The organism is Acidimicrobiia bacterium, from assembly GCA_009694375.1.
Classification (GTDB): Bacteria; Actinomycetota; Acidimicrobiia; order Acidimicrobiales; family VFJN01; genus VFJN01.
Map to the genome: position 1 here is coordinate 1 of SHVB01000016.1, position 12488 is coordinate 12488.

The window sequence follows — 12488 nt, forward strand, 5'->3', positions numbered from 1 at the left end:
TCTGGTCCCCCGAGCATCTCCCCCAGGTTACCGACCTGCGCGGACAAGACAGATCTTCCGCCTGGTCGAAATTTTTTTGTAAAAACCCCTCAAGTTGAGTGGCGAAGGGGCCGATGACCTTGATGATCAGTGGATAACGCCCCCACCGATCATCAACGGGAATCGGGGCGGGGGTTGCGACTCCCTCCAACAGCATCGCCACTGGGACCACCCGGCCCCGGTGACCATGCCGTGACCTCCGTCCTTTCCTGGACCAGAGTCAGTCACGGCTGCAGGTCCGACTCCTGCACCTCGGCGCGGATCGACGTAACGACGATCACCTCTACGATGCCCTCCCCGTACTCAACCCGGCTGGCCGAGCGCGCCCCCGTGAAGGGATCAAAACAGAAGCGGGCACGAATACCAAACGGAGCCCGGGGTTCCACCCGAATCTGCTTCAGGGAGAAACACCCGGTGGAGGTCTCCGCAACCGTGTAGAGAGCCCCTGGACCGGTAACCATCGCTCGAAGCGCCGCTATCTCCGTGATCACCGATTCGCGAAAGGTAGGGCCTCCGGGTTCGCCCAACCGGCAGACCGATGGGCCGATCTCCCCCGTGGGAGGCACCGGGCAAAACACTGGCCGGTCGTCATCACGACCATCAACACCACCGAGTTGCCGGTGGAGGCGGCGCGGGGGGAGTTGCGCCACGACGTCCTTCGAGGCCACCCGGGCACCAGTAATGGAACTGGTTCTCTCAAAGGTGCCCGATGCCACATACGTCCCCATGCGACTCCGCTCCCAGACCTCCACAAACTGCTCGGCGGTCGAGGTAGCCGCATCCCGGCGCGCCACCGGAGGACGCGTGTGGAGCGCATCGGCGGTCACCAGGATGAGAAGAGTCGCGTAGGCAGCCACCGCTGCCCAGCCCCACGCAAACCTCATCCGTGATCGCATCCCCGACGACGGTACGCGATCGTGCAGCACCCATCGCGGTCACCCACGCTGGCCATTGGTCATGCACCATGCCGATTCAGTCCGTCGGTGGCGAGCGCCGCTCGGCTTTACGGTTCGACTGCCGCCGCTTGGCATCCAATCGCTTCCTGTCACTCGCCTTGCTTGGCTTGGTGGCCCGTCGAGGCGCCGATGTCCGCAAGGCATCCGCCAGCCGAGTGGCGAGACGTTCGAGGGCCAACTCACGATTTCGAGCCTGTGACCGCTCATCGGAGGCCACCACCCAGACCTCAGGACCGAAGCGCTCCAACAAACGTGCCCGCTGGCGAGGTCCCAGCGAAGGGGAACCAGCGATGTCGAAGCGCACCTCGGCCCGGGTGTCGGAGGTGTTGGCATGCTGCCCCCCGGGGCCACCGGAGCGACTGAAGCGCCACGAGAGTTCGGAGAGTGGCACGACAAGGGTGCTCGATACACGCAACCGGTTGGGCTCATCCGCCATGCCCCCAGCGTAGGGTCGGGCCATGCCCAACGAAGACCGCACCGCCAGCCAATGGATCGCCGCCTTCGCCAGCGCCCTGGGCACCGAACCCCCGGATCAAACCACCATCGACATCCTGCTCAACCTCGCCGGCACGGCCGCCCACGCCTCAGAGCGCACGGCGGCCCCGATCGCCTGTTGGCTCATCGGACGCGCGGGGCTGTCCCCGGCGGATGCACAACGCCTCGCCGACACGATCTGACCGATCGCCATCTTGGGCCCGCCGGGGGCCAGGGCGGGTTGCTACCCGGCCCAGCGCGCGAACCGAAGGCTCAGTCGAAGCCCTTGGCCATATTGGCAAACAGCGTGTACTGGGGCAGGAACGCCAGTTGTACAACCCCGGTGGGCCCCGAGCGATGCTTCGCCACGATGATCTCGGCCGTACCGGCATTATCGGGCTTGGCGTCGTAGATCTCCTCCCGAAAGATAAAGATCACCACGTCGGAGTCCTGCTCGATGCTCCCTGATTCCCGCAGGTCAGCCAGCATCGGACGCTTATCCGTGCGCATCTCCAGACCGCGCGACAACTGACTGAGTGCCACTACCGGTGTTTCAAGTTCGCGAGCGAGGATTTTCAGGCCGCGGCTGAGTTCGGAAACCTCAACCTGGCGGTTCTCCGCATTGGATCGGCCGCTCATCAACTGGAGGTAATCGATCACGATCATCCCGAGACTGCCGATCTGACTCTTCAGGCGCCGGGCCTTCGCCCGAATCTCCATGATGGTCAGATGCGGATTGTCATCGATCCAGATCGGCGCATCGGCCAGACGCCCCATGGCCCGAGAAATCTTGGACCAGTCATCGGCTTGGAGCTGTCCATTACGGATCCGGGCGGCATCGACCCTCGCCTCGGAACAGATGAGCCGCTGGGAAAGTTCCAGGTTGCTCATCTCGAGGGAGAACATCAGCACCGGCTTCTGTGCCTCGAGCGCCGCGTGGGCCACCATGCCGAGCGCAAAGGATGTGTTGTGCACGAATACATCAGCCGCCACAAAGTTATGAAGGCCCGGAATGGTGAGGTCATAGACCTGCTCGGACCCCTCTGCCTCAATGGCCACGATTTCGTCCCACCGGACCACACCTTGGGGCCGTTCGAGAGCCAAAGCACCCGTTTCGCCAGTACCTGCGGGCACCAATCGGGCCGCGAGGCGAGCCCGCGCCACCAGATCATCGAGAAGGATCTGCTGGCCCAGTATCCCGATTTCCCCCGCCAGCCGCGCCAGGTCCTCGGCGTCGCTTACCTCCAAGACACGACGGCCCAGCCCACCCGACGGCGCGCCCACGGCGGCGTTGATCCCAAATCTCAAGAAAAGGTGCTGGAGATCCTGTGCCAATCTTGCACTGGCCAACGGGAGTCGCAGCCGGCCCGCATCGTCGTGACCGCTGGGCGGGGCGATCGTGGCTGCCGCAGCCAACACCCGGTTCAAGTAGGTGGCCAGTTGGTGTCGGGGCAGGCGATACACCGCCTCGGGCACGCGGCGAGCCTCCGCCGCACCACCGAGGCGGTGCCGCTGCTGCAAACGGGCGACCACGCCGGGGCTGCCCTCCGCCAGGGGCGGCGCAGCGCTCGTGGAGACGCCGCTGGGCGCCCCCGTGAGGTACCCGAGGAGGCTCACCTCGACATCGGGTAGCGAATCGCCGCCGAAAATCGCCAGGCCGCTCGGGACCGCCACCACATCGCCGGGGCTCAGGGCCACCAGCGGGCGCCAACCCTCCGGTGTGAGGAAGGGGTGGCTCGCCGTCGTGCGCACTTCACGACCGAGTCGCGTCCGCACTCGAAACACCGGCTTGTGGCCATCGTCCACAAACGCCGACGGCGCCGTAACCGCTAACCGGTGATCCGCATCCAGCGACATGACCCGCACGGCATCGCCACGCTCGCCGACCCGGTGTAAGGCGGCCGCGGTGCGAACCGCGCCGGTAAGCGGATCCACGATCGGGGTATCCCACGCCACACACTTCCCCATCGCGGGACGAGCACCTACCACCACCAACGAACTCGGTTGCAACCCCGAGAGGAGCTGATCTAGATCGATGTACCCCGTGGGGGTGCCGGTGACGGTGTCGCCCTGCTCGTACAACTTCTCGAGCCGATCCAGATTGTCGGATAGGAGATCGGAGACACGCTTCGTGCTGTCGGTGACCCGACGTTCATTCACCTCGTAGACCATGGCCTCGGCGCGGTCGAGGGCCTTCGCCACATCGTCGGGCACTGAGTAGCCCAATTCCGAGATCTCGCCAGCCACCCCGATCAGGCGCCGCAACAGGGCATACTCCTCCACGATCCTGGCGTAGCGCGCCGCATTGGTGGTGGCCGGCGTGGACGACATGATCTGGGCCAGGACCGCCGGCCCGCCAATGGCCTCCAGCAGCCCGGCCCGCCGGAGTTCGTCGGACACGGTGACGGAATCTGCTGGTTGACCGGAAGCATACAGCGTGTGAATCGCGTCATATACGTGGCCGTGGGCGGGCTTGTAGAAATCCGACGCATTCACTACCCCGGCCGCGCCGGCGATGGCCTCGGTAGAGAGCATCATCGCCCCCAGCAGCGACTCTTCGGCCTGCAAATCGTGGGGTGGCACCCGGCCCGCGGGAGCGGAAGGTCGGGGGGATTCGTTGGCATCAGGTCTGGTCGCCATAGGTCCTCCACCTTGGTCCACGCGGCCTGTGGGCTACCAGAGGGACAACCCTGGGGAAACCCTGGGGATGTGTCGCTCCAGACTGTGGATATGGCTGTGTATAACTTTCCAGAAGACGCCTCGAACACGCTCTCGTTGGGCCGTCGGGTACCCCACCGGCCCGCAGGCTAGGACGAAACCACCTCAACGGTGATCGGGAACTCCACATCTGCATGGAGTTTGGCGGGCACCACGTGGGTGCCAAGGGACCTGATCGGTTCGCTGAGGTGTAACTGGCGGCGGTCGAGGTCAATGCCCGTCTGGGCGGTGACCGCTTCCACAATCTGCTCGGTGGTAACCGAGCCGAAGAGCTTCCCCTCCGCCCCGGATCGAGCCGGGATCGTGATTACCTGCGGCACGAGAGACTTCGCCACTGCTTCGGCCTTCACGCGGTCGCTGGCGTCGCGCACATCACGGCCCCGGCGCATCGCGCTGGCCTGAGCCTCCACGCCCGGGGTGGCCGGGAAGGCCAGGCCATTGGGAACGAGGTAATTGCGGCCAAAGCCCTTGGCCACCTCAACGATGTCGCCTTTCTTGCCGACCTGATCCACATCGGCACGGAGAACGAGTTTCACGACAGATCCTCCGCAGTACCGGCAGTCTCCACGAGGAGATCCCCTTCGACAACCTCCGCCTCACTGGCGAACTCGTCGGTACCCACTGCCTCACCGGGATCGGTATCGCGGCTCAGCGGCGCCGTCTCGGGAGCCGGGAGGTCGCGGTCGCGTTCGCGCCGGCCACCCCGTTCGCCGTCCCGCTTGGGGCCCCGCGTCTGGGTAACACGACTTGCGTACGGCAAGATCGCCATTTCACGGGCATTTTTGATCGCCCGGGCGATCTCCGCCTGCTGCTGGGCGCTGTTACCACTCACCCGACGGGTGCGGATCTTGGCCCGGTCGGACATGAACCGGCGGAGCAGGTTCACATCTTTCCAGTCCACGTAGTCCACTCGCTCGGTCACCAGAAGACTGACCTTCTTCTTGACGCGGCGACCGTTGTCTTTAGTTTTGGTGCGAACGGGCTTCGCCATCAGAAGGGCTCCTCAGCAGGGTCATAGCCAGCGGGGGCGGCATTCTCGACGGGACGACTCCCGCCGCCTTCGCCACCGCTGGAGGGAGCGGCGCCTTCGCGGCGCTCGTTACGGGTGATGTCGGCGGTAGCAAAGAGCAGGCTGGCGCCCACCTCCTCGGCCACGATCTCCACCGCAGATCGCTTGTCGCCTTGGTCGGTCTCCCACGAACGCTGCTCGAGGCGACCCGTGACGACCACGCGAGTGCCCTTCACGAGCGTGTCGCTCACGTTCTGACCGAGCTGGGCCCAGCACTTGACGTCGAAGAAGGAGGTCTGCTCTTCCCACTCCTTGGTCTGGCGGTTCTGCCAGCTTCGGTTCACCGCCAGGCCAAAACTCGCCACTGCCTGACCCGAGGGCGTAAACCGCAGTTCGGGATCTCGAGTGACGTTGCCGGTCACGCTGATGTTGTTGGTGTTACGTGCCATGGTTATTGGTCTCCTATCCGGCAGTCGCCGGTTCGGCCTGCACCTCGCCGAGCAGACCGCGTCTAGCGGCCTCCCGGTCGGGCAAGCGCACAAGCTTGTGGCGAACTACTTCGTCCGCAAGACGCAGGGATCGCTCGAGAGCCTCAAGGTCGCCGCCATCGGAGGTGATCTCCCAGACGACGTAGTAGCCCTCTTGCTTGTGATTGATCTCATAGGCGAAGCGACGTCGGCCCCACCGATCGGTGCTGGCCACCGTCGCGCCGCGGGTGGCGATCGCCGCCGCCGCCAACTTGACCTGATCGTCGATCGCCTGGTCGTCGAGACCGGAATCGAAGATGACCATCAACTCATAGGCCCGCATGGGCGTACATCCTCCCTGTGGACCCGGCAGCACCGGGGCCCCCACGGTGGGGGCAGGGTGTCGAAATGACCTCGTGATCGTAGCGGTGGTGAGGGCGGCAGCACACATTCGCGACCTTACGGCGGTGGTGAGACAGTCCTCCTGACGACAATGGCTTACGCCGGCGCGCATGCACCCCCCACGGCCACCGTGGCCTCCTCGGTGATCCCGAGGTCCGGCAGATCCCCTTGGAACGTTTCGATCGCGTAGCGGTAGGGCCCCCCGGGGGCGTAACGGGGGCAACCCTGCCGATCCCGACACGGCGCCATGTCCTTGATGCTCACGACATGCCCGTCCTCCGCCACCCACGCGATGCTCAAGGCAGTGGGTGTATTTCGCATGTAGAAGGGATTGGTGGTGTCGGCTTGGTAGACGAACACCATGCCGTCGTAGCCCCCGAGGTCGGTGACCTCCATAAGACCCCGGTTGCGCTGGGTTGCGTTGAGGGCGGCCAGCAGACACCAAAACAACGGGGGCGCGCCGCGGCCGGGTTCCACCGTGATGGCAATCTCATCGAATCCCTCCACGCCGGTACGACCGGAGTCGCCCGGCGGCACAAACCCTGGTGCAACCGTGGGAGGGACCACCTCCCCACCGTCAGGGCCAGCGTTGCGGGTCTGACTCCATTGCAGGGCCAACGTGATACCCAACACCAACACGATCACCGTGGCCAGAACCAAACCGCCGCGCAACTCACTACGTTCGAAACGCACCCGGGCATGCTCCCATGCCCCGGGCCTGCCCACCGGCCACTACGCCATCGATGCCGAGCCGGTTGCGTAAAGCCCCAACGTCTCGGCCACATCAGGGCAAAGGTGGTACGTCTCCCCCTCCGATGGGAACGCCCCGGAACGCACGTCGGCCGCATAGGCCTCCAACGCCTCCACGGCGTTGGCCTTGAGATCGCCGTAGCGCCGCACGAACTTCGGCAGGATGCGGTCCTCGATGCCCACCACGTCGTGGAATACCAGCACCTGTCCGTCGGTACCAGGACCGGCGCCGATGCCAATGGTGGGTACGTCGACCGATTCGGTGATCACCTTGGCCACCTCGGCGGGTACACCCTCGAGCACAATGGCAAAACATCCGGCCGCCGCCAGGGCCTTCGCGTCGGCGAGCAGTTCCTGGGCGGCCCCGTGCTCCTTACCCTGCACCTTGAAGCCGCCCATCGCATGAATGGACTGTGGTGTGAGCCCCAGGTGCCCCATCACCGGGATCTCGGCATCGAGTAGCGCCTCAATCATCGCCAGACGCTTCCGACCGCCCTCCAGTTTCACCCCCTGCGCACCTGCGCGCACGAGTTGGGCGGCATTGTTCACGGTGTCCACCGTGGTCGTGTGGTAGCTCATCCAGGGCAGATCAGCCACCAAAAAGGGTTTGGCGACAGAACGATCGGGGGCAGAGGTAGCCAGTCCCCGGGCTACCGCCGCGGTGTGGTGGGCGAGGTCGGCCACCGTCACGGAAAGGGTGTCTTCGTACCCGAGCACCACCATGGCCACCGAATCGCCCACCAGGATCAGATCCACGCCGGCTTCGTCGGCCATCCGCGCCGTTGGCGCGTCATAGGCCGTCACCATCACGAGCGGCTCATTCCCGCTGGCCACCTTTCGAACCCTCACGCCCGGCGCCGTGAACTTCGTTCGCATGTACGAACCCCCTGATCCCGTCCAGCGCCCATGTGGCTGCCAGCAGTACCCATAGCGTAGGCACAACCGGCTACCGGTGCCAACAACCTCGCTAGGGTCCGCCAGATGGAGCCAATCGGGCAGTGCGACAGTTGCGGGGATGAAGGGGTGGGGGTGGTGGCCCTGCACCGGATCTACCTGACCCCCGAGGCCGGCGAACAAACCCCCACGATGGCGCTGCAGCCATCTCTGGAGCGCTGGTGCTTCTCGTGCCGAACGTCCTACCCGCACCAACTGCTGGACTAACGCCAGCGCGGTAACCCACTACTCGCGGTTACCCCGAGGGGTGGCGGAGTTGGGCTGCATCACCGTGGTCGTCGAGGTGGCCGGGACGGTGGTGGTGGTCGAGGTGGAGGTGCTGGAGGTGGAGGTGGAGCTGGAGGTGGAGGTGGAGGTGGAGGAGGTCGGCAATTCCTGAACCGAGGTGCTGCTCGACGACGGGGAAGGCTCCAGCGACGTAACCGGTCCCTCGGCATCGCCACCGTCGACGTCGCCGGGGAAGGTCTCGGGCGAGCGGAACGTCCCTGTGTCGGTACCCTCCGTCACGCGTTCCATGAACTTCCGCCAGATCTCTGCCGGTAACGAGCCACCGGTCACCCCGGCAAGGCCGTGGATGTTATTCATCGCAGGGACCTCACCATCAGGCCCGGCATCGGGGAACCCGAGCCAGACGGCGGCCGTGAGTTTCGGTGTGTAGCCCACGAACCAAGCGTCTTTATTGTCCTGCGTCGTGCCAGTCTTGCCGGCCGCTGGCTTTCCGAACGCGGCCGACTGGCCCGTTCCTCCCTCTACCACCCCGCGCAGGCAGTAGGTAACCAAATCCGCCTCCTCTTCAGTGAGCACGCGCCGACCGCTGGGACTGGCCTGATCGATCACGGTCAGACCGTCCTCATCCACCTGCTCAATCCGGGCAATCAGGAACGGTTCATTACGGATACCCCGGTTGGCGAAGGTGCTATAGCCCGCCGCCATGTCGAGCGGGGAGACCTCACCGGTGCCGAGCACAATCGATGGCACCTCCGGGAGGGTGGCACTGACCCCCAAACTGTTGGCCATCTTGACCACGTCGACAGACCCAACCTGCAGCATCACTTGGGCAAAGACGGTGTTGGAGGAGACCCGAGTGGCATCGATCAGGTTGAGGGTGCCTTGCTCGGTCTTGCCGTAGTTACGTACCCGCCAGTCCTGTCCGGCGTTGGCCTTCGGGAACGTCATCTGCCCAGGGGCCTGGTAGGTCGCTTTGAGCGAGATGCCCTCGCGAATCGCCTCGGCCAGCACAAAAGGCTTGAACGATGAGCCGGCCCCGCGGCCCGAGCCTCCCCCCTGTGCGCCGAGCGCCAGGTTCACCTGACTCGTCGCGAAATCCCGACCACCGACCATGGCTTTGACCGACCCGTGATCGTCGAGCGCCACCAGGGCCGCCGCGGGATCCCCCGGCTCATCCAGCGTGGACACCACCGCGTCCCATGCGGCGGCTTGCATGTCGAGATCGATCGTCGTGTAGATCCGCAGGCCTCCGCCGTAGAGGGTCTCCTCGCCATACTGATCGGCCACTTGCCGACGCACGGCCTCCACGAAGTACAGCGACCCCACCTCTGCGCCCACTACCGGCCCAAGACCAGCGCGGTCCCGTGGCGCCACGATGCCGGTGGCGATGGGCGTCGCGGCGGTGACCGCCCCGTCGTTAGCGGTGATGTAGCCCTCCTCAACCATGGCGTTGAGCACGGTGCCTCGTCGGCGCGTCGCTTCTTCCGGCTCGATCAATGGATCGGCCGAAGTTGGCGACCGGATCAGGCCCGCCAAAAAGGACGCTTCCAGTACCCCGACATCCCGCACGTCCTTGCCGTAATAGGCCCGCGCCGCCGCCCCTACCCCGTAGGCGCCGCGCCCGAAATACACCGTGTTGAGGTACCTCTCGAGAATCTCGTCCTTGCTGAGTTCTCGCTCGACCTTCACCGCCAGGGCGGCCTCGCTGACCTTACGAACAATGCTGCGTTCGGATGTGAGGTAGACGTTCTTCACGTACTGCTGGGTGATCGTGGACCCGCCCTGGGTGACCCCGGCATTGCGAATGTCCTGGTAGAGGGCTCGACCGATGCTGGCAAGATCGACGCCGTTGTGGCGGTAGAAACCGCGATCCTCGGTAGCTAACACCGCTTCGGTGAGCGGTACAGGGAGTTCCTCGAAGGGCACATTGATGCGATCCTCCTGGGCACTAAAGGCGGCCATGGCATTGTCCGGGCCGCACTCCTCGGTTACCGCGGCGCTGCACATGAACGACGTCTGAAGGAGCGGATCCGACGGCGGCAGGGGAATGTTGAGCACGACCGCCGCTACTCCTCCGACAACCGCCGTAAGAAGGACGCCGACGACGAAGAGGCCGCGCCGGTGGCGCCACAACATGCTGCGACGGCCGGACGGCTTGGATGGACGCTTCGAAGCCCTGGCGGGCGGAGGGGGCGAGCGGCGGAGCGTCATGGCGAGAGAGCGTCGGGCCGACGGCTCAGGTGTCGCCGAGCACGAAGGTCTTAGCCAGATGGTTCCAGGAGCACGACGGGCACACCTCGACCACGTAGCAGGCCACCTGGCGGCGTCCCTTGGTGAGTTTGGCTAACTCACCCTTCAGCGTGATGCAGCGTCCCGACGCCGGGAGCCCCGCCCCGAAGGCATAGGTGACCAACACAATCCTGTCCTCTTCACAGATCGGGCACTCCATGGCGGTGGGTTCGCTGGCGGACTGCGCGGCCCGCTTGAGCTCAGGATGGGCGTCGCACACCTCGTGCTTGGCGACGCGGCCTTTCTTGTACTCCGAGACGGCACCCATACGGGCCAGTCGGTAGTCGATCACGCCACCCGGTGCCTGCAGCCCGTTCCCACGGATCGATTCAGGCCGAAAGGTCACCCTCGGAGGCTAGGCCAGTGCATCGGGATTTACCCGGCACCCCGGGGGTGTGCCATACGGGGTTGACGAATCGCCGCCACTGCTAGATAGTGTTCGTTACATCGATTCGATACGTCATCCTGATGTACTGTTGATGCCTCCTCTCCTATGATTGACCTCGCCATCCTCGGCCTGCTCACCGAGCAGGACCTCCACGGCTACGAACTCAAGAAACGGCTGGGCGAACTGCTGTCGGGCCGCGCCTCGATCAGCTTCGGATCGCTCTACCCCGCCCTCGCTCGCCTCGAAGCTCAAGGCCATGTGAGAGCCGTGGAACAACCCATCGCCGTACCCATCACGCCGATGACCGGTTCCCTCGCCGGCGAACTTTCCGCCTTCAAAGCCCGGGTACGCGAGAGCAGCATTGCGAAGGTCGGCGGACGCGGCAAGAAGGTCTACGGCATCACCGAGGCGGGCCGAGGACGACTCGTCGAGCTCATGACCAATCCCGACCTAAGCGACGACCGAGCCTTCACTCTGCGGGTGGCCTTCGCCCGGCATCTCGATCCCAGCCCTCGCCTCGAACTCTTCGAACGTCGGCGCACCGAACTACTCGGCCGACGCGATGCCCTCAGCCGCCGGGCCGCCAGTCGGCGCCACGACCGCTACCTCGGCGCTCTCCAAGAGCGCGACGCCGACCACCTCGCCAACGACCTCGCCTGGCTCGATCGCCTCATCGACATTGAACGCACCCCAACCATGCAATCCACGGAGGAATACTCATGAACGACATCCGGCTCGCCATCGCTGGCATGGGCAACTGCGCCAGTTCGCTCGTACAGGGACTCACCTATTACCAAGACGCTGATCCAGCCGACCGCGTTCCCGGGCTCATGCACGTGGTGCTCGGGGGCTACCACATCCGCAACATCAAACTCGTCGCCGCCTTCGACGTCGACGCCGAAAAAGTGGGCCTCGACGCCTCCAAGGCTCTGCTGGCCGAAATCAACAACACGGTCATCTTCGCCGAGGTCCCCAACCTCGGCGTTGAGGTTATGCGTGGCCCCACCTTCGACGGCTTCGGCGAGTTCTACCACCAGGTAGCCGAGGAAAGCCCCGCCGAACCCGTCGACGTGGCCCAGATCCTGCGCGACACAAAGACCGACGTGCTGGTGTCGTACCTGCCGGTGGGATCCGAGGAAGCCCAGCGGTATTACGCCCAGGCCTGCCTCGATGCGGGCGTGGCCTTTGTAAACGCCATCCCCGTGTTCATCGCCTCCGACCCCGTGTGGGCCGAGAAGTTCCGGGCCGCCGGACTCCCCATTGTTGGCGACGACATCAAGAGCCAGGTCGGCGCCACCATCGTGCACCGCACCCTCGCCCGCCTCTTCGAGGACCGCGGCACCACGATCGACCACACGTACCAACTGAACTTCGGCGGCAACATGGACTTCATGAACATGCTGGAGCGCAAGCGTCTCAAGTCCAAGAAGATCTCCAAAACACAGTCCGTCACAAGCCAGATCGACCAGGGCATCAGCGATCGCGACGTACACATCGGACCGTCCGACCACGTCCCGTGGCTCGAAGATCGAAAGTGGGCCCTCATCCGCCTCGAAGGCCGCAACTTCGGTGACGTGCCGCTCACCATCGAGCTCAAACTTGAAGTGCACGACTCACCGAACTCCGCGGGCGTGATCATCGATGCAGTGCGCTGCGCCAAGATCGGGCTCGACCGCGGCATGGGCGGCCCCCTCGAAGGCCCCAGCGCCTACTTCATGAAGAGCCCGCTGAAGCAGTACCGAGACGAGGACGCCCACCGCCTCGTGGAGGCCTACGCCCACAACGAAACCGACCTGCTGTAACGCACGAACCCG

15 protein-coding genes are annotated in these 12488 nt (G+C 65.0%); 4 read left to right on the forward strand and 11 right to left on the reverse strand.

Going from position 1 to position 12488, the window contains the following annotated elements:
- Positions 1-263: 263 nt before the first annotated feature.
- Both EXQ71_09805 and EXQ71_09810 read right to left on the reverse strand, forming a co-directional pair.
- Positions 264-923, reverse strand: a complete 660-nt coding sequence (locus EXQ71_09805) for a hypothetical protein (GenBank protein ID MSO87797.1) — start codon at positions 921-923, stop codon at positions 264-266.
- Between the two features lie 88 nt (positions 924-1011).
- Positions 1012-1431, reverse strand: coding sequence for an aminoacyl-tRNA hydrolase (locus EXQ71_09810; protein ID MSO87798.1), 420 nt, complete (start codon positions 1429-1431; stop codon positions 1012-1014).
- Positions 1432-1453: 22 nt separating this feature from the next.
- On the opposite strand from EXQ71_09810, the gene EXQ71_09815 reads away from it, so the two are divergent.
- Positions 1454-1672 (forward strand): hypothetical protein, encoded by a 219-nt coding sequence (locus EXQ71_09815; protein MSO87799.1) that lies wholly within the window; start codon positions 1454-1456, stop codon positions 1670-1672.
- A gap of 70 nt (positions 1673-1742) precedes the next feature.
- Here the strand turns inward: EXQ71_09815 and dnaB are convergent, their stop codons facing one another.
- From dnaB to panB, 7 genes are all read right to left on the reverse strand, one after another.
- Complete coding sequence (gene dnaB / locus EXQ71_09820; protein ID MSO87800.1) at positions 1743-4109, reverse strand: replicative DNA helicase; 2367 nt, start codon at positions 4107-4109, stop codon at positions 1743-1745.
- A gap of 167 nt (positions 4110-4276) precedes the next feature.
- Positions 4277-4723 carry a 50S ribosomal protein L9 gene (locus EXQ71_09825; GenBank protein MSO87801.1) on the reverse strand — a complete coding sequence of 149 codons (447 nt, stop codon included), beginning with the start codon at positions 4721-4723 and terminating at the stop codon, positions 4277-4279.
- A complete protein-coding gene (rpsR, locus tag EXQ71_09830) occupies positions 4720-5178 on the reverse strand; it encodes a 30S ribosomal protein S18 (protein MSO87802.1) in 459 nt (152 codons plus the stop codon). The genes EXQ71_09825 and rpsR overlap by 4 nt, the downstream gene beginning before the upstream one ends.
- Positions 5178-5645, reverse strand: a complete 468-nt coding sequence (ssb, locus tag EXQ71_09835; protein ID MSO87803.1) for a single-stranded DNA-binding protein — start codon at positions 5643-5645, stop codon at positions 5178-5180. Before ssb ends, rpsR begins: the two co-directional genes overlap by 1 nt.
- 13 nt (positions 5646-5658) lie before the next feature.
- Positions 5659-6006, reverse strand: coding sequence for a 30S ribosomal protein S6 (rpsF, locus tag EXQ71_09840; GenBank protein MSO87804.1), 348 nt, complete (start codon positions 6004-6006; stop codon positions 5659-5661).
- 155 nt (positions 6007-6161) lie between these two features.
- A complete protein-coding gene (locus tag EXQ71_09845; protein ID MSO87805.1) occupies positions 6162-6758 on the reverse strand; it encodes a DUF192 domain-containing protein in 597 nt (198 codons plus the stop codon).
- 39 nt (positions 6759-6797) lie between these two features.
- A complete protein-coding gene (gene panB / locus EXQ71_09850; GenBank protein MSO87806.1) occupies positions 6798-7691 on the reverse strand; it encodes a 3-methyl-2-oxobutanoate hydroxymethyltransferase in 894 nt (297 codons plus the stop codon).
- A gap of 105 nt (positions 7692-7796) precedes the next feature.
- On the opposite strand from panB, the gene EXQ71_09855 reads away from it, so the two are divergent.
- Positions 7797-7976, forward strand: coding sequence for a hypothetical protein (locus tag EXQ71_09855; GenBank protein MSO87807.1), 180 nt, complete (start codon positions 7797-7799; stop codon positions 7974-7976).
- 18 nt (positions 7977-7994) lie between these two features.
- On the opposite strand, the gene EXQ71_09860 is transcribed toward EXQ71_09855, so the two are convergent.
- Together EXQ71_09860 and EXQ71_09865 are read right to left on the reverse strand one after the other, a co-directional pair.
- Positions 7995-10208: a PBP1A family penicillin-binding protein gene (locus tag EXQ71_09860; protein MSO87808.1), complete on the reverse strand. Its 2214-nt coding sequence runs from the start codon at positions 10206-10208 to the stop codon at positions 7995-7997.
- A 25-nt stretch (positions 10209-10233) separates the two neighbouring features.
- The gene (locus EXQ71_09865) at positions 10234-10632 is read right to left on the reverse strand and encodes a hypothetical protein (GenBank protein MSO87809.1); all 399 of its coding nucleotides are present in this window, start codon (positions 10630-10632) and stop codon (positions 10234-10236) included.
- Positions 10633-10779: 147 nt separating this feature from the next.
- Between EXQ71_09865 and EXQ71_09870 the strand changes: the two genes are divergently transcribed.
- Together EXQ71_09870 and EXQ71_09875 are read left to right on the forward strand one after the other, a co-directional pair.
- On the forward strand, positions 10780-11397 hold the full coding sequence (locus EXQ71_09870; protein MSO87810.1) for a PadR family transcriptional regulator: 618 nt from the start codon (positions 10780-10782) through the stop codon (positions 11395-11397).
- Positions 11394-12476, forward strand: a complete 1083-nt coding sequence (locus EXQ71_09875; GenBank protein ID MSO87811.1) for an inositol-3-phosphate synthase — start codon at positions 11394-11396, stop codon at positions 12474-12476. Before EXQ71_09870 ends, EXQ71_09875 begins: the two co-directional genes overlap by 4 nt.
- The last annotated feature ends 12 nt before the right edge of the window (positions 12477-12488 follow it).